This window comes from Paraburkholderia megapolitana, from assembly GCF_007556815.1.
Lineage (GTDB): Bacteria > Pseudomonadota > Gammaproteobacteria > Burkholderiales > Burkholderiaceae > Paraburkholderia > Paraburkholderia megapolitana.
Genome location: NZ_CP041745.1, coordinates 4,371,043 through 4,387,322, shown reverse-complemented (window position 1 = coordinate 4,387,322; position 16,280 = coordinate 4,371,043). Strand labels below are relative to the sequence as shown.

General features: G+C 60.0%; 13 protein-coding genes, 1 tRNA gene, 1 pseudogene and 2 riboswitches. Of the genes and pseudogenes, 7 read left to right on the top strand and 8 right to left on the bottom strand.

The window, feature by feature from the left end; all coding sequences use genetic code 11:
- Positions 1–6: 6 nt before the first annotated feature.
- The 6 genes from FNZ07_RS33085 to FNZ07_RS33060 form a co-directional block, all read right to left on the bottom strand.
- Positions 7–1,173 carry an alginate lyase family protein gene (locus FNZ07_RS33085; RefSeq protein WP_091017091.1) on the bottom strand — a complete coding sequence of 389 codons (1,167 nt, stop codon included), beginning with the start codon at positions 1,171–1,173 and terminating at the stop codon, positions 7–9.
- A 98-nt stretch (positions 1,174–1,271) separates the two neighbouring features.
- A complete protein-coding gene (gene gcvP, locus FNZ07_RS33080) occupies positions 1,272–4,208 on the bottom strand; it encodes an aminomethyl-transferring glycine dehydrogenase (protein WP_091017093.1) in 2,937 nt (978 codons plus the stop codon).
- A gap of 72 nt (positions 4,209–4,280) precedes the next feature.
- Positions 4,281–4,661, bottom strand: a complete 381-nt coding sequence (gcvH, locus tag FNZ07_RS33075; RefSeq protein WP_091017095.1) for a glycine cleavage system protein GcvH — start codon at positions 4,659–4,661, stop codon at positions 4,281–4,283.
- A 56-nt stretch (positions 4,662–4,717) separates the two neighbouring features.
- Positions 4,718–5,836, bottom strand: a complete 1,119-nt coding sequence (gene gcvT, locus FNZ07_RS33070) for a glycine cleavage system aminomethyltransferase GcvT (protein WP_091017097.1) — start codon at positions 5,834–5,836, stop codon at positions 4,718–4,720.
- Between the two features lie 79 nt (positions 5,837–5,915).
- Positions 5,916–6,049, bottom strand: a riboswitch (glycine riboswitch).
- Between the two features lie 34 nt (positions 6,050–6,083).
- Positions 6,084–6,187, bottom strand: a riboswitch (glycine riboswitch).
- Positions 6,188–6,375: 188 nt separating this feature from the next.
- The gene (locus tag FNZ07_RS33065; RefSeq protein ID WP_091017099.1) at positions 6,376–6,726 is read right to left on the bottom strand and encodes a hypothetical protein; all 351 of its coding nucleotides are present in this window, start codon (positions 6,724–6,726) and stop codon (positions 6,376–6,378) included.
- A gap of 164 nt (positions 6,727–6,890) precedes the next feature.
- On the bottom strand, positions 6,891–7,940 hold the full coding sequence (locus tag FNZ07_RS33060; RefSeq protein WP_091017101.1) for an oxidoreductase: 1,050 nt from the start codon (positions 7,938–7,940) through the stop codon (positions 6,891–6,893).
- A 267-nt stretch (positions 7,941–8,207) separates the two neighbouring features.
- Between FNZ07_RS33060 and FNZ07_RS33055 the strand changes: the two genes are divergently transcribed.
- Together FNZ07_RS33055 and FNZ07_RS33050 are read left to right on the top strand one after the other, a co-directional pair.
- Positions 8,208–10,304 (top strand): UvrD-helicase domain-containing protein, encoded by a 2,097-nt coding sequence (locus FNZ07_RS33055; protein ID WP_091017103.1) that lies wholly within the window; start codon positions 8,208–8,210, stop codon positions 10,302–10,304.
- A 116-nt stretch (positions 10,305–10,420) separates the two neighbouring features.
- Positions 10,421–11,038, top strand: a complete 618-nt coding sequence (locus tag FNZ07_RS33050; protein WP_091017105.1) for a nuclear transport factor 2 family protein — start codon at positions 10,421–10,423, stop codon at positions 11,036–11,038.
- 144 nt (positions 11,039–11,182) lie between these two features.
- On the opposite strand, the pseudogene FNZ07_RS33045 reads toward FNZ07_RS33050, so the two are convergent.
- Positions 11,183–11,809 (bottom strand): annotated as a pseudogene (locus FNZ07_RS33045) (c-type cytochrome); the annotation flags it as partial.
- Between the two features lie 306 nt (positions 11,810–12,115).
- On the opposite strand from FNZ07_RS33045, the gene FNZ07_RS33040 reads away from it, so the two are divergent.
- The 5 genes from FNZ07_RS33040 to FNZ07_RS33020 all read left to right on the top strand — a co-directional run bounded on the left by FNZ07_RS33040 (position 12,116) and on the right by FNZ07_RS33020 (position 15,276).
- Positions 12,116–12,191: transfer RNA gene (locus tag FNZ07_RS33040), tRNA-Arg, on the top strand.
- Between the two features lie 540 nt (positions 12,192–12,731).
- A complete protein-coding gene (locus FNZ07_RS33035) occupies positions 12,732–13,544 on the top strand; it encodes a TIGR04255 family protein (protein ID WP_091017107.1) in 813 nt (270 codons plus the stop codon).
- Entirely contained in the window at positions 13,541–14,092 is a 552-nt protein-coding gene (locus FNZ07_RS33030; protein WP_091017109.1) for a hypothetical protein, read from the top strand. Before FNZ07_RS33035 ends, FNZ07_RS33030 begins: the two co-directional genes overlap by 4 nt.
- Entirely contained in the window at positions 14,076–14,549 is a 474-nt protein-coding gene (locus FNZ07_RS33025; RefSeq protein ID WP_091017111.1) for a hypothetical protein, read from the top strand. Before FNZ07_RS33030 ends, FNZ07_RS33025 begins: the two co-directional genes overlap by 17 nt.
- A 97-nt stretch (positions 14,550–14,646) precedes the next feature.
- Positions 14,647–15,276 (top strand): hypothetical protein, encoded by a 630-nt coding sequence (locus FNZ07_RS33020; protein ID WP_091017114.1) that lies wholly within the window; start codon positions 14,647–14,649, stop codon positions 15,274–15,276.
- 50 nt (positions 15,277–15,326) lie between these two features.
- Here FNZ07_RS33020 and FNZ07_RS33015 read toward each other — a convergent pair whose 3' ends face one another.
- A complete protein-coding gene (locus FNZ07_RS33015; RefSeq protein ID WP_143098140.1) occupies positions 15,327–15,803 on the bottom strand; it encodes a RipA family octameric membrane protein in 477 nt (158 codons plus the stop codon).
- Between the last annotated feature and the right edge of the window lie 477 nt (positions 15,804–16,280).

Below are 16,280 nucleotides of genomic sequence, written 5' to 3'. Positions count from 1 at the left end.
GTGGGGTTAGCGCGCCGGCAGCGGCAGACACACGGCGAGCCAGGCAGGCGGCGTCGGTGCTAGCCGCAGTGCGATCGGCGCGTAACGCCCATCGAGCCGCGCGGCAAGGTGAAACAGTTCTGTCGCGCTCTTCGGGTCCCACGGACCCGCGTAGCCGGGCAAACCGGCCTCGCGACGTTTGGCATCGAACGGCACGTTCGAATGCACGAATTCTTCATGCGTCTTCGTACCGAGCGCGTAGGGCGTGAGCCAGTTCAGCGCGGCGGCGAGCGACGCACCGCTCGCTGCGCGTTGCGGCAACCAGTTGCGGTTGTGACGGCGCGCGGCGAGTGCCGCCGTGACGAGCGGTTGCAGATCGTAGGTCACGTAATGCAGCGCATCGCGTTCCGCGAAATCGACTGTCGATCCATCGGGTGCAATGTTGTCGCCCACATGCTCGATGAACAGCCGCTGCGCCGCATCGATCATCTTGCGGTTATCGAGCGTAAAAGCCGCCATCGAGATCAGCTTGACCCGATGGCTCTGCCAGTTGTTGCGATACGTACCGGTGAGCGGCCGCGGTTGCGCATCGATCTGCTCGATGTAGCCGTTGGCGAGCTTCGTCAGGAACGCCATCGCTGCATTGCGCGTTTTTACCGGCAATGCGCTCGCGGTCATGTCGTAGGCGAGGATCAATCCTTCGAAATGCGTTTCGTCGATCGGATTGAAGCTCGGCTGATAGGTCGTGACCCACGCATACAGCAGCCGGTCGACAAACTTCAGATAGCGGTCGTCACTGGTTGCACGCCACGCGAGCGCCGCGTCGCGCAACAGATCGAGATCCTTCTCGGCCTCGACGCTCTGGTCGTAAATGCCCTCGTGCGGCAGCGTGCCTTCGGTATGCAGTCGCGCCACGGCATGCGCCGGATCGTTCAGATGCGCCTGCACGTTTGCGACCAGCGCCTTGACGCCCAGATCGGCATTCGTGCGTTCGCTCGCTTGCAGCGCGGGCGCGGCGCAGAAATTCATCGCGGCGCGCGCATGCTGCACACCCAGTAGCAGCATTCCGCCGAGCAGCATCGCAGCCAGCGGCGTCTTCGTTTCCCGCCTGCGGGGCACATCCGTCGCCGCCGCCGTTGACACACCACCCATCGACACGGACCGGCATTGCATCGTTCGCACCATTCTCGCCATGCGAAACTCCTTCGTTAGGCTGATTCGGTGTGTGATGTTAGCCGGTCCTGCGTTAAAACGGTGCAACGAGGTTGCACCCTGACTGTTGCCTGCTTATGTCACGAGTAGTCAGCGATCGGTACGCACGAGCAGAACAGATTGCGGTCGCCGTACGCGTTGTCGGCGCGACCAACCGGCGGCCAGTACTTGCGCGCGACGAGCGAAGCGAGCGGATACGCGGCGGCTTCGCGCGCATACGCATGCTTCCAGCCGTCGTCGACCACGACTGCCGCGGTATGCGGCGCGTGCTTTAGCGGATTGTCCTCGCGGTCCGCGCGACCTTCCTCGACAGCGCGAATCTCGTTGCGGATCGCGATCATCGCTTCCACGAAACGATCGAGTTCTTCCTTCGATTCCGATTCGGTCGGCTCGACCATCAGCGTGCCCGGCACCGGGAAGCTCATCGTCGGAGCGTGGAAGCCGTAATCGATCAGGCGCTTGGCGACGTCGTCGACGGTGATGCCGCTCGTGTCCTTGATCGGCCGCAGGTCGAGAATGCATTCGTGCGCGACAAGTCCGCCCGGGCCCGAGTACAGCACCGGGTAATGCGGCGCGAGCTTCTTCGCGACGTAGTTCGCGTTGAGGATCGCGGTTTCGGTCGCTGCGGTGAGGTTCTTCGCGCCCATCATCGCGATGTACATCCACGAGATCGGCAGGATCGAGGCGGAGCCGTACGGCGCCGACGATACCGCGCCGATGCCTTGCGGCGCGCGCTCATAACCCGACGACACCTGGTTCGGCAGGAACTTCGCCAGATGCGCGCCGACTGCGACCGGACCGACGCCCGGGCCGCCACCGCCGTGCGGAATGCAGAACGTCTTGTGCAGGTTCAGGTGCGACACGTCGCCGCCGAATTGTCCCGGTGCCGTGAGGCCGACCATCGCGTTCATGTTCGCGCCGTCCACATACACCTGGCCGCCGTGCGCATGCACGATTTCGCAGATCTCGCGGACGTTCTGTTCGAACACGCCGTGCGTAGACGGATACGTGATCATGATCGCGGCGAGCTTGTCCTTGTGCTGCCCGGCCTTCGCCTTCAGGTCGTCGATGTCGACGTTGCCTTGCGCATCGCAGGCAACCACCACGACCTGCATGCCGGCCATCTGTGCGGATGCCGGGTTCGTGCCGTGCGCGGAAGCGGGGATCAGACAGACGTTGCGATGACCTTCGCCGCGCGACTCGTGATAAGCGTGGATGATCAGCAGGCCCGCGTACTCGCCTTGCGAACCGGCATTCGGTTGCAGCGACACGGCAGCGTAGCCGGTTGCGGCGACCAGCATCTGTTCGAGCTGATCGATCATCTCGCGATAACCGACGGTCTGCGCAGCCGGCGCGAACGGGTGGATCTGGCCGAATTCGGGCCACGTGACCGGCAGCATTTCGGAGGTCGCGTTGAGCTTCATCGTGCACGAACCGAGCGGGATCATCGAGCGGTCGAGCGCGAGGTCCTTGTCCGCCAGGCTGCGCAGATAACGCAGCATTTCGGTTTCGGAATGGTGGCGGTTGAAGACGTGGTGCGTCAGGTACGTGCTCGTGCGGGCGAGTTCTGACGGAATCGACGCAGCTTCGGTTTGCGCCAGTTCGGTGTCGAGTGTGTCGATCTGCGGCACATCTGCCGAACCCGCGGCTTGCGCGAACACCGTCAGCAGATCGGCGAGATCGCCGCGCGTGGTGGTTTCGTCGATCGACAGGCCGACGCGCGTATCGCTCACGCGGCGCAGGTTGATGCGCTTTGCCACGGCCGCATCGAGCAGCGCCTGGGTGCGGGCGCCGGTGTCGAATGTGAGCGTGTCGAAGAAAGTCGTATTGACGGCCGCGTAGCCAAGCTGTTTCGCGCCGGCTGCGAGCAGCGCCGCGATGCGGTTCACGCGTAGCGCGATTGTCTTCAGGCCGTGCGGGCCGTGATAGACCGCGTACATGCTCGCCATGATCGCGAGCAGCGCCTGCGCCGTGCAGACATTCGAGGTCGCTTTTTCGCGGCGGATATGTTGTTCGCGCGTTTGCAGTGCGAGACGCAGCGCGGGCTTGCCTTGCGCATCGACGGTTACGCCGACCAGGCGCCCCGGCATCTGCCGCTTGAATTCGTCGCGCACCGCGAGGTACGCAGCATGCGGACCGCCGAAGCCGACCGGCACACCAAAACGTTGCGAGTTGCCGACCGCGACGTCCGCGCCCCATTCGCCGGGCGGCGTCAGCACGGTCAGCGCGAGCAGATCGGCGGCGGCGACCACGTGGCCGCCCGCTGCGTGGATCGCTTCGGCGAGCGCGCGGTAGTCGTGCACATCGCCGTTCACGCCCGGGTATTGCAGCAGCACACCGAAAGCATTTGCGTGCGCGGCTTCGGCGGCGGGGCCGACCTTCACCTCGATGCCGACCGGCTTCGCGCGCGTCTTCACGACTTCGATGGTCTGCGGCAGTACGTCGTCAGCGACGTAGAACACGTTCGATTGCGGCTTGCCCGTGCGTTGCAGCAGCGTCATCGCTTCGGCGGCGGCCGTGGCTTCGTCGAGCAGCGAGGCGTTGGAGATGGCGAGACCCGTCAGGTCGACGATCATCTGCTGGAAATTCAGCAGCGCTTCGAGCCGGCCTTGCGAGATTTCGGGTTGATACGGCGTGTACGCGGTGTACCACGCCGGGTTTTCGAGCACATTGCGCAGGATCACCGCCGGCGTGTGCGCGTTGTAATAGCCCTGGCCGATATAGGAGCGGAACACCTGGTTCTGATCCGCCAGCTCGCGCAGTGCGGCGAGCGCTTCCGCTTCGCTCTTCGGCTGGGCGAACGGGCCGAGCGGCAGCGTTTCAGTGCGGCGGATTGCTTGCGGAATCACCGCGTCGATCAAGGCGGCACGCGACGCGAAACCGAGCGCGTCGAGCATGGCCTGCTGATCGGCGCCATCCGGGCCGATGTGCCGTTCGGCGAATGCGTCGTGCACTTCGAGCGCGGCGAGCGAGAGAGGGGTGCGGTTCATCAGACGATCCGGATGTTCGAGCTTCATGGCAGTCCTGCGGGCGCGGGGCGCGGCTCAGGCGACTGGGCCGGCGCGCGCCGCGCGGTTCGTAAGTAAAAGTTAATCGATCAGCTTGCTGTAGGCGGCGGCGTCGATCAGCTTGTCGGTCGATGCGCCGGCCGCGAGCTTGATCTTGAAGAGCCATACGCCGTACGGGTCGCCGTTGACGTCTTCAGGGGAGTCGGCGGCTTCTGCGTTGATCGCGACGATCTCGCCCGATACCGGCGAATAGACGTCGGATGCAGCCTTCACCGATTCGACGACGCCGATCGCGTCGCCTTCCTTCACCTGCTTGCCGACTGCGGGCAGTTCGAGGAAGACGATGTCGCCGAGCGTGCTTTGCGCGTGGTCGGTGATGCCGACCGTCAGCGTGCCGTCCGCTTCGGTGCGGATCCATTCGTGTTCTTCGGTGTATTTCAGATCGGCCGGGACGTTGCTCATCGGATGCTCCTGGTGTGAATGCGTTAGGTAAGGGTCGGGCGCCGCGGGGCGGGCGGTCAGACAGCCAGCACTTTGCCGTTGCGCACGAACGGCAGTTTTACCACGCGCGCGGGAAAATTCTTGTCGCGGATCTGCACCTGCACCGTGTCGCCGATGGCAACGGCAGTCGGGACGCGCGCGAAGGCGATCGATTCCTGCATCGTCGGCGAAAACGTGCCGCTCGTGATCTCGCCGTCGCCGTGCGGCGTGACAACCTTTTGATGCGCGCGCAGCACGCCGCCCGCCTTGCCGTTTTCCTTCTGCAGGATCAGCCCGACGAACGTGCTGCGCGAGCCGTTCGCCTCGAGCGGCGCACGACCGACGAAGTCGCGCGGCTGCGTGAGGTCGACTGTCCATGCGAGACCGGCGTCGAGCGGCGAGACGTCGTCGTCCATGTCCTGACCGTACAGATTCATGCCTGCTTCGAGGCGCAGCGTGTCGCGTGCGCCGAGGCCGCACGGGCTCACGCCCTGGCGTTGCAGCGCATCCCAGAACTCACAGACGAAGCTGGCCGGCAGCACGATTTCGAAGCCGTCTTCGCCGGTGTAGCCGGTGCGCGCGACCATCAACTCGCCGAACGGCGTGTTGTCGATCTTCGCGGCGTTGAACGGCTTCAGGAGTTCGGTGGCGGTGCGGGTGGATGGTGCGACTTGCCAGACCTTGTTGCGCGCGTTCGGGCCTTGCACTGCGACGATTGCGAGGTCGCGGCGCGGCGTGATGGTCAGGCCATAGCCGCCGGTCGTATTGAGCTGGTTGAACCACGCGAGGTCTTTTTCGGCGGTACCGGCGTTGACTACGACGCGGAAGGTGTCGTCGGCGAAGTAATAGACGATCAGATCGTCGATCACGCCGCCGTTCGGGTTCAGCATGCACGAGTAGAGCGCGCGGCCCGGCGTTTGCAGCTTGCCGACGTTGTTGGCGAGCGCGTGCTCGAAGAAGGCGCGCGCCTTGGCGCCGGTCACATCGACGACGCACATGTGCGAGACGTCGAACATGCCGGCATCGGTGCGCACCGCGCGGTGTTCGTCGATCTGCGAACCGTAGTTGACAGGCATGTCCCAGCCGCCAAAGTCGACCATGCGTGCTTTAAGCGCGCAATGCGTGGCGTGGAGCGGGGTGTGTTTGGGTTCGGTCATCGGGGCCTCGGGCATTTCGCAAACAAAAAAGGCCATGCGGCGCAATCCTCGCGGCCTGCTGCCTGCGAGCGATACGGTGCATGACCCCTCTGTCCTCGATACCTGAGAGATTGCGCCACCACGACTGTGCAACGGTGTCGTGGCGAAACGCGCGCCCCTTCGGTGGGCAGCTTGCCAGAATGGTGGCTACTGCCGCTCTCCAGAGTGCGAAAACCGGTGCCAGATGATGCACGGCGACAGACGGATTTCGACGCGGTCGGTCCTTTTGCCTGAGAGTTTGTGGGTGTGCCCCTTCGGCGGCGCGGCCTGCTTGAAACTGCGATGGCCAGCGCGCTCTCCCGACGCGTGCGGCGAATGTACGCGAGCCCCGGAGGCTTGTCAAATGGACGATTGGGAGCCGCGCGGGGGCGTGCGCGGCGCTGCCCGGCACGGTGCTGTGGGTCAAAAATATGGGTGGATTGAAGCGATTTAGCGGGCGCAAAAATGCGGACGGCCCGCGCAGCGTGATGCCGTGCGGGCCGTCTTTGGAAAGCAGGCGCTTACTGGTCGATAGCGTGCGCGGCGCCGTCGAGTTCCTGATTCAGCACGCGCTGTTCGTCGCTGGACAGACCGACGCCATGCTGCGCGGCCATGTCGCGCGATTCCTGGCGGATCACGTCGAGACGGTGATGCAGCGCTGCCCCTTGCGGCGGCGGATAGTAGCCCTGGTTCACGCGGTTATCGATGCGACGGCCCAGGTTGTCGATGCGGCCGTTGACCTGATCGAAACGCTGAATCGCAACTTCTCGCGGAGTCGGACCCGTGTGCACGGTCTCCGGCGGCGCGACCACACAGGCCGCCAGCGACGAAACCAGCGCGACGCCTGCCAGTGCGCGAATGAAGCGTTGCATACCTTTCTCCTTGTTGCCTTGTTGTTGTGTCCGGGATTGTCGCCGGTCCGAAACGTTACCGCACAAGAACGACCGGCCGGTAACGCGCGATGACGTGCCGGGTCGTTTATTTGTAACCGTTTGTGCGGTGGTGGGTTTCTTTCGGTTTGTCAGGTTTGCGGTGTTCACGCGTGGCGAGTGAACGGCAGTCGGCGGCCTTCTTCCGCGCTGCGAGCGGCGAGTTCGATGATCGTCATCACATCGACGGCGTCTTGCGGGCTGACCGGGAACGGTGTGCCTTCGCGAATCGATGCCGCGACCGCGCGATAGAAGTCTGCATAAGCGCCGTCGAGTGTCGGCAGATCGCGCTCTACTTCGTCGTCGCCTTCCAGCACGCGCAGCCGGCCCGGCGTGTTGCCGCCACCGAAGCCCGGCTGGCCGGGACGCAGGCCCGCCTTCAACTGGTCTTCCTGCGTATCGAGGCCGTGCTTCACATAACTGCCGCGCGTACCGTGGATCGCGAAGCGCGGCGGCGCGAGCGCCGTCAGCGCGCTCGCGTGCAGGACGACTTCGAGGTTCGGATAGCCGAGTTGCAGATGTACGTAGTCAGGGGCGCTGCCTGCGTCGCGATGCAGCGCGACGGTTGCGTACACCGTGGATGGCGCGCCGAACAACGCCAGCGCCTGGTCGATCAGATGCGGGCCGAGGTCGAACAGCAGGCCGCCGCCGCGTGTCGCATCTTCGCGCCAGCGCTGCCGCACGAATGGACGGAAGCGGTCGAAGTGCGATTCGAAATGCGTGACGCGACCGAGTTGCCCACTTGCAAGCAATGCACGCACGGTGAGAAAGTCGCCGTCCCAACGACGGTTGTGAAACGGCGCGAACAACAGGCCCTTCGTGTGGGCGAGATCGGCGAGCGCGCGGGCTTCGTCGGCGGTTAGCGTGACGGGTTTGTCGACGACTACATGCTTGCCGCCTTCGAGTGCACGTTTCGCGAGATCGTAGTGCGTGTCGTTCGGCGTCGCGATGACGATGCATTCGATGTCGTCGAGTGCGACGAGCGCATCGAGGTCGCGGACGATCTTCGCATCCGGAAAGTCGGCCTGCGCGCGTTCGGGCTGACCGGTGGCGATGGCCGCGACGCTCGCGCGTCCGCAGTGGGCGATGACCGGCGCGTGAAAAGTCTGGCCGGCGAAACCGTAACCCATCAGGCCGGTTTTGAGCGGTGAAGTCATGGGAGCATTTCCTGCGGTAAAAGCTGAAAGGGCGCGCAACGGCGACATTCTGGCATGGCCGGCGCGCAGATCGTGCGCGGGGTGTGACGTTACGGCTGGGTGGCATACAGCGTGGTGTCGCTTCAGGCCGTTGCGCGATACATGAGATGTCGTTCATCCGTGTTAACATCGCCGGTCTCGCGCAACGGGGATCCGCGTAGGTAAGCCGTTGCGCCGCATGTCTCAAGGGTCCTTGCGCCCTCAACCGTTACACCCCATCCACTGACGATGTCCGCAGGTCTAAACCCCGCTCAAAACGAAGCGGTGCGCTATCTCGATGGTCCGTGTCTTGTGCTAGCCGGTGCCGGCAGCGGCAAGACGCGCGTTATCACGCAGAAGATCGCGCATCTGATCGAAGCCAAAGGCTTCGAGCCGCGCCACATCGCCGCCGTCACGTTCACGAACAAGGCCGCGGCGGAAATGCGCGAGCGCGTCGGCAAACTGCTCGAAGGCAAGACGCTCACGACGCCGGGCAAGGAAGGCCGCAAGGTTCCCGTCAATCAGCTCACCGTGTGTACATTCCACTCGCTCGGTGTGCAGATCCTGCGTCAGGAAGCCGAGCATGTGGGCCTGAAACCGGGGTTCTCGATCATGGATTCCGACGACTGCTTCGGCATGGTGCAGGAACAGATCGGTACGACGGATAAAGGCCTGATCCGCAAGATCCAGTCGATCATCTCGCTGTGGAAGAACGGCCTCATCATGCCCGACGAGGCGATGGCGATCGCCGCGAATGAAGACGAACAGCAGGCCGCAATTGTTTATCGCAACTACGTGGCGACGCTGCACGCGTACCAGGCCGTCGATTTCGACGATCTGATCCGTTTGCCCGCTGAGCTGTTCGCGCGCAACGAGCAGGTGCGCGACCGCTGGCAGAACAAACTGCGCTACCTGCTGATCGACGAGTACCAGGACACCAACGCGTGCCAGTACGAACTGCTCAAGCAACTGGCTGGCCCGCGTGCTGCGTTCACCGCGGTGGGCGACGACGACCAGGCGATCTACGGATGGCGTGGCGCCACGCTCGAAAATCTCGCGCAGCTTGGCAAGGATTTTCCGAAGCTGCATCTGGTGAAGCTTGAACAGAACTATCGGTCGACGGTGCGCATTCTGACAGCGGCCAATAACGTCATTGCGAATAATCCGAAGCTGTTCGAGAAGAAGTTGTGGTCCGAGCACGGGATGGGCGACACGATTTCGGTGACGCCTTGCAACGATGAAGAACATGAAGCGGAATCGGTGGTGTTCAGGCTGTCCGCGCACAAGTTCGAACGGCGTGCGCAGTTTCGCGATTACGCGATCCTGTATCGCGGGAATTTTCAGGCGCGGATCTTTGAACAGGTGCTGCGGCGCGAGCGGATTCCGTATGTGCTCTCGGGTGGCCAGTCGTTTTTCGACAAGGCCGAGATCAAGGATATCTGCGCGTATCTGCGCTTGATCGCGAATGCCGACGACGATCCTGCTTTCATCCGCGCGATCACTACGCCGCGGCGTGGTGTCGGCAATACGACGCTCGAAGCGCTCGGTTCGTTTGCGGGGCAGGCGAAGGTGTCGTTGTTCGAGGCGGTTTATATGGGCGGCATCGAGGCGCGCTTGTCGGCGCGCCAGGTCGAACCGTTGCGCGCGTTCTGCGATTTCATGCAACGACTTACCGACCGCGCGGACAAGGATGCCGCGACGACGCTGCTCGACGACATGATGGAGGCGATTCACTACGAGGCGTACCTGTACGACACGTTCGATGAGCGCCAGGCGCAGTCGAAGTGGCAGAACGTGCTCGAGTTTATCGAGTGGTTAAAGCGTAAGGGCACGAAGCCCGAGCCGGAGATTTCCGCGGATGGCGACAGCGAAGAAACCGGTTATGACAACGCGGATGGTCTTGCGGATACCGGCAAGAACCTGCTGGGGTTGATCCAGACGGTTGCGCTGATGTCGATGCTCGAAGGGAAAGAGGAAGATCCCGATGCGGTGCGGCTATCTACGGTGCATGCGTCTAAGGGGCTCGAGTATCCGCATGTGTTTCTGGTCGGCGTCGAGGAAGGGATCATGCCGCATCGCGGTGGGTCCGACGATGCGCCGATCGACGATGCGCGTATCGAAGAAGAACGGCGGCTGATGTATGTCGCGATTACGCGGGCGCAACGCAGTTTGCATCTGAACTGGTGCAAGAAGCGCAAGCGCGCGCGGGAGACGGTGGTGTGCGAGCCGTCGCGGTTTATTCCGGAGATGGAGCTTGATGACGCGCCGCCGCCTACCGCCGATGAGGCGCCTATGTCGCCGAAGGATCGGTTGGCGAGTTTGAAGGCGTTGTTGCAGAAGCCTTGAGTGTGTTGGGCTTTGTGTGTGGGGTGAGATGGGAAGACCCTTACCGCACGAGGCTCATCGACCGTCGCGGCGATTATGCGCGGTAGAGTGGCACGGCCTGTTCAGCCGAGAATTCCATGCGTTTGTCGCTGCCTCCCACGCCGTACCGCGTTGCGCTCGAAACCTATATAGACGCGAAGGACAACACGCGGCCCGAGCGCATCGACGAGATTTTTGCGGCCGATGCCGTGCTCACGTTCTCCCTCGCCACCGAAAACATCGCTTTTCCGGCTCGCACCGTGGGCGCGCCCGCGATTGCGAAGACGCTCGTCAGCGATTTTGGTGCGCAATATGCGCGATGCCGGACGTACTACGTATGCGACTCGCTTCATGTGAGCGGGACCGGGGACGCAACCGGTGCGCATGTCGATGCGCTGCCGTGGCTCGTGGTGATGCGCGAACCCGCGACTGGGTCGTTGCGGGTTGGGCACGGCGTTTATCACTGGATGTTTGCGCGCGATGCGGCTGGTGTGCGGGCGACGCGCCTTCACATTCATATTGCGCGGATGGATGTCGTGGCGGACCCGGATGGCGTAGCGCTCGCGACGTTGCAGGATGGGTTGAGCTACCCGTGGTTGCGGCCCGAGGAGTTGAGAGAACGCATTCTTTCGATTGCACGCGAGGTGCCGGCGCTGGGCTTTGTCGAATCCTTTAGCCAGCCGGTAACGATGCCGGTTGCATCGACTCCGAAATGAAAAATCCCTGCGGCGTGCGGTTGCACGTGCAGGGATGATGTTGCTTCGCGGCGCTGACCAGGTACCCGACTGACTGCGGCAATGGCGGCGGTCGCTGCCGCCTCGCTGCTGTTACCCGTTACCCGTTACCTGTTAGCCGCCGGCAGCCGCGCCTGATGCAGGTGCTGCGCCAGAAGCGGCTGCTACGCCGGATGCTGCCGCGGCGTCAGAAGCAGGTGCGGCTCCCGATGCAGCTGCAGCACCGGATGCCGCCGCCGCACCAGCCGCCGCCGGCACTGGCGGATCGCCGAACTTGCCGCCCGAGTTGTCGGCCATGTAGGCGACGGCGAGACCGATTTCGTAATCGCTGTAGTCGTCGGGGCTCGTGCCGCCGCGCGCGGGCATCGCACCGGTACCGGTTAGCGCGGTATGCCAGAGCGTAGCGAAGCCTTGCGCGATGCGCGGGGCCCAGTCGCCGGTGTTGGAGAACTTCGGCGCGCCGGCTACACCGGCCGCATGGCATGCCGAACAGACGGCCTGATAGACCTGCTGACCGGTTTTGTAGACGCGCGGCGCATTGGCGTCGCGAATGGCGACCTGAGCGATTGGCGCGATGCGCTCGCCTACGGCGGCATCGGTGAGGCTATCGGTGCCTGCGCCGGTGCGCGTCGAGTTGTTAACGTAGTACGCGAGCAGGATGATGATAATTACGGGGACAGCAAAACCGGCAATGATGGCGGCAATGAGCTGCGCGGGGGTTTTGATCGGGGCTTCGTGTGGTGCTTCGCTCATGCTTGTCTCGTCTCCCATCGGTATTGTGAGCGGTACAGCGTGACAGCTACGACCTGTTGTTAATTTATCGCCACGCCGATTATAGACGGAAGGTTTAAGTGAGGGCGAGCGGGCTTGCTGACTTGTTCAGCAGTCGTTTACCCGGAGTGATGGGTCCCTTTGCTTTGGTTTGCCTGCTTTTGGTCCGGCCGAGGCTTGTCTGTCAAGGCTGTGCGGTGGACGGGTAGCGGGAAACCGGGTATTCTCTCGGTCTCGCTGGCGCTGCTTCCTCGTCTTCCTCGCAGGTTGCGGCGCTTTCGCGTTAATGCGCCCGTAGCTCAATGGATAGAGTACTGCCCTCCGAAGGCAGGGGTTGCTGGTTCGATCCCAGCCGGGCGCACCAACTGATTCTTTTCTTTCTCTGCGGCTTGTGCCTTTTGAGGTGCGGTGCCCGCTACTGTTACTGCTCCCACTCCTAGTACGACCGTTGCGGTTACACCGGCTGCATGCAGGTTTCCTAATGCGCGGTCCCATACCGAGCGCTGTTCTGCGTTCAGTTCGCGCTCCACTTCCGCAAGCGTCTCGAACACGGGCAGTTCTGCCATTTCCGCTAGTAGAACTATTTCCGTGGCGTTCGGCTTGTTTCGACCGGCGCGCCATTTAACTGAGGAACGCTCGGTGCCGGTGGGTAGGGTGTTTGTTGCTTTAACATCATAAAAGTGGGCGTTAAATTTCTTTATCTATGAAAAATGAATCATAAATTTCAAAATTAACGTTGCGAAGTGAATCAATTGATCGACATGCCTCGTCGTATTGGGGCCGTTGCCGGGTGCTTTCCCCTATGGTTCACAAAAGTCAGCTAATATCGTCGCTATTAGGCGAACCTAACTCTCCGTTGCGCGAGCGTGGCGTTCGTGAGTGCATGTTGGGATGACATAGAAAAATGAAATTCGAGAACGCGCCACTTATCGAGCTAGTTGCGGAGCTGCGGTGGGGAGCTCCGGCGGTTGTCCCGTTGTCTGCGATTGCAAGCCCACCGTTTGCCACAGCTCATGCGAATCTCAACACAGAGTTAGATACCTTTGTGGATCAGTTCGGTCGCAACATCGCGGGGGCGGGGTATGTGCTAACGGAGCGACTTCTTCCGCTCGGTGTGTCTTACATTCCGTTTCAACCGTCGCACCGCTTTCGTCGTGCCGATGCTTCCGAGGGGACAAGCCTGTTTAGCCTCGGCGTAGGGATTTTTTCGGCGAACATCACGCCGCCGTACAAGACATGGGAATCGTTTCGGCCGATTGTTAAGCTTGGAGTGGAGGCACTTCTTAAGAGCCGCTCGGAGGATGCCACCAAGCTGCCATTTGTCACTGTGTCGCTTAGATATTTGAACGCCTTTCACAGCAATTTGACTCGTGGTCAAAGCGCTATGGAGTTCATGGAAACACTTGGTATTCGTTTTTCGCTTCCGGAGTCGCTGCAAGCACGGGTCGACAAATCCCGGGCGATAAAGCCCATGTTGTTGTTAAGCGTGCCTATCTCTGGCAATCGCGTGATGAATATGAACGTAGGGGATGCGGTGTTGAACGGTCAGAGCGCTGTCCTCATGGATAACGTCGTCGCATCGAAGGAACCGGTTGATCCGACAGTGGATGCTGTTATGGCTGAGTTCGATGCTGCTCGCGAAGTGATCCATGACGTGTTCGTACAATCGACAAAGCCCATAGTCGATTTGCTAGCTCCCACAAAGGATACTGAATGAGCACCTATGAATTGCCAGGGTATCTCCAGTCGTTCGGTATTCCAAGCGTGGATGACGTGCGATATGAGACCTCGACGCGGGGTTACGCGGCTCGTGGTTACCTGTCTGACGCGCAAGCGAGTCTCTCGGAGGCTTGGGAGCAATGCGTGGAGGAAATTGACCGGTTAGAGTCGTTGGAAGATGGCTGGGATGGATATGGAGGTCTCGGAATCGGTAGCGAGGCTATCGGTGCGGCTCGGCTTGCTTGTGCTCGGTTCTCGGTAGCAAATTTGCCTGTGCCGGATATATCACCGAAGTCAGGGGGAACGATTGGTTTGTCGTGGGACTTGGAGGATGCAGAGGCGTACATTGAGATAGGGAATACAACGTTCTCGGGGTATCTCAAGATCGGGAACTTCGAGCCTGCGCTCTTCCAGGGCGCGGCCGTCGAGATTTCAGCGGAGCACCTGATTCCACTACTTCAGATCCGGCTGCCGTTTGATGCCGCTGGATATACAATTTCTGATATAAAAATAAATCCAGAATTGATCTATGGATCTGCCGCTTGAAATCGATGACTCAGAAACTATCGTCCGTGGCATGTGTTCGCCTTATCACGTATCAAGCAAGGGTAAGGTAAAACCGGAGGCTTTTGACCCGACGCCAGATACCGACGAGGTTTCGGTGATGCGGCACGACTACATGGGTAGTGATGCATGTAGGGAACGTGCGCTCGCCTTAGAGGACACTGCGAAGGGAAAAATATATCGTGGGCTTGCTGCGTTGAGCGCTGGGAGTATTCGAGAGGCGGGTGCCGACGTGGTAGATAGCCGACACATCTTCGATGGACACGGTGATATTAAGCTCGGATTTGTTGTGAAACCGGGGGAACCATTACCTCCTGAAGAATTGATTCGGATGCGGGCTCTTACGAAGGCGCTCGCGAAGGCGGCAAAGTATTTTCCTGATCCCAATCCCCAGGCGGCCCAATGGACTGGGCAAGCTATAGTCTATTGTGATTGTTAGGCTGCGGTGCTATGGATGGTCTGTGAGTTAATTGAGGCCCCTAACGCACCCTACCGCATTCGTTCTAGCACGAACATTTGATCCGTGAGACCTCACTATGAACCTTGCTCAGCTCATTCAAGTAGGTGTTCATTGGGCGGACCTTGTTACTGTAGATTCGCACTTTACGGCGACGGGAATTCGGGATGTTGAGGGCTGTGTTCATCTAAAGGCGGCGCTGATCGCTCTCGCTAACGTCGCTGACTTCGAACTAAAACTTCGTTCCACCTATAAGCTTCACCGTGGACCATCAGCGGTCATCAAGCCGCTTTATAAGAACTTGGAGTTCGCGAAGTATCTTCGAAACAAGTTTGTTGGCCATATTCATTCAGATTTGGTAGGAAAGGCTATTGAATGGCAACCGGCATTGCGTCAAATTGCGGGACGTCTGGGTGAGCCAAAATACGCAATCTTAGTGAACCTGTGGTTACTTGAGACCGCGATCAACACATACCTGGACGAGGCGGGAAAGCACAAATTTTTCGACAGTGAGACGGATCTTCTTTATCCTCCCGACTGTGAACGCTTCCTCGGGTTCCTTGAAATTACTGTAAGGGGTTCTATTGCGTACCTGAAAGCGCTTAACGATCTGTGGGCTCCCAAACTTAGGTCAGACGATGACGCTGGGTTTGACTTGGAGTTGGCGATGAAAGCTGGAATGACCAAATTCAAATATCTAGCCCAGTGAGCTATATTGGATTTATGACCCGAGGTTGTGCGAGTTGGGCGTACCGACAATTATTTCCCGAAGAGTAGACAAGCGATACCACCGACCAAACCAGCAATCCCAAAACAGATAAAAACAAAATTAAAACATCTGGAATAACTGAAATGCCCGCTCCAAAGTGGAAATTTTTCCCGGGATTTCGTTATTTTTTCATCTCGTTCAAAAATTCGCAGATAATTTAAATTATTATCAATTTCGTTCAAAGGATGCAAGCGATCCAGATATTTTAGGGCTTCTTCGCCATTTTTTACGAGTTCCTTTGTTCGACATTCGAGTTTCCAAAATATAAAACTAAGAAAGGAGATGAGAAATCCTATTATGGATAACCAGCGATAAATATCTGATTTTGCAATTGCCGCAAACCCGGCAATAAGTGCTGTGATCAATGTGATGAAAAACTGAAACGCTTGTAACCGCTGTGTCGCATGAAGGGAAAAATATGACCATGCGTAGATTCTAAAATATTTCTCTTCCTGAATTTCTTGCATTTTCGTGCCCCGGTTAATTCGGATTTCCAACTTATGGTTTTGACATTTATAGAAACAATTCTCAATAGATGCACTCGTCCGGAGACAGTATAGTGCTTCGCTGTTCCGCAGACCAAAGGCGTTGCTTTGTGTCAGGTCAAACGGCAGATTCACAATTGGCGAACTCTCTGGGCGTGGGGGAGAGGTCGCTGGACGTATAGGTCGAGAGTCTAGATGCGGCCGAAACGCAGCCTGTATGGCGGTCGGCGTTTCGCCCTTCGTTCCTCCAAGTATCACCCAACGTCTCGACCGAGCTCAATCACTTAGCCGCAAAACGGAAAATTGCTGGCACATTACGGATATCAAACCCCAAAGGGGAATCCGTTATGGCGGACCTGCCTGCTTACATAGGAATATTGACGGGGCTAATGGGCACCTCCATTGCTATCGCAGCGTATGTGCGAAGCAACCAGATCAAGAAACTAGACTTGCGGTTAG

What these genes read in the sequence shown, in the direction of transcription:
- FNZ07_RS33085 (WP_091017091.1), bottom strand. Translation starts at nt 1,173, where the DNA reads ATGGCGAGAATGGTGCGAACGATGCAATGCCGGTCCGTGTCGATGGGT.
- gcvP (WP_091017093.1), bottom strand. Translation starts at nt 4,208, where the DNA reads ATGAAGCTCGAACATCCGGATCGTCTGATGAACCGCACCCCTCTCTCG.
- gcvH (WP_091017095.1), bottom strand. Translation starts at nt 4,661, where the DNA reads ATGAGCAACGTCCCGGCCGATCTGAAATACACCGAAGAACACGAATGG.
- gcvT (WP_091017097.1), bottom strand. Translation starts at nt 5,836, where the DNA reads ATGACCGAACCCAAACACACCCCGCTCCACGCCACGCATTGCGCGCTT.
- FNZ07_RS33065 (WP_091017099.1), bottom strand. Translation starts at nt 6,726, where the DNA reads ATGCAACGCTTCATTCGCGCACTGGCAGGCGTCGCGCTGGTTTCGTCG.
- FNZ07_RS33060 (WP_091017101.1), bottom strand. Translation starts at nt 7,940, where the DNA reads ATGACTTCACCGCTCAAAACCGGCCTGATGGGTTACGGTTTCGCCGGC.
- FNZ07_RS33055 (WP_091017103.1), top strand. Translation starts at nt 8,208, where the DNA reads ATGTCCGCAGGTCTAAACCCCGCTCAAAACGAAGCGGTGCGCTATCTC.
- FNZ07_RS33050 (WP_091017105.1), top strand. Translation starts at nt 10,421, where the DNA reads ATGCGTTTGTCGCTGCCTCCCACGCCGTACCGCGTTGCGCTCGAAACC.
- FNZ07_RS33035 (WP_091017107.1), top strand. Translation starts at nt 12,732, where the DNA reads ATGAAATTCGAGAACGCGCCACTTATCGAGCTAGTTGCGGAGCTGCGG.
- FNZ07_RS33030 (WP_091017109.1), top strand. Translation starts at nt 13,541, where the DNA reads ATGAGCACCTATGAATTGCCAGGGTATCTCCAGTCGTTCGGTATTCCA.
- FNZ07_RS33025 (WP_091017111.1), top strand. Translation starts at nt 14,076, where the DNA reads ATGGATCTGCCGCTTGAAATCGATGACTCAGAAACTATCGTCCGTGGC.
- FNZ07_RS33020 (WP_091017114.1), top strand. Translation starts at nt 14,647, where the DNA reads ATGAACCTTGCTCAGCTCATTCAAGTAGGTGTTCATTGGGCGGACCTT.
- FNZ07_RS33015 (WP_143098140.1), bottom strand. Translation starts at nt 15,803, where the DNA reads ATGCAAGAAATTCAGGAAGAGAAATATTTTAGAATCTACGCATGGTCA.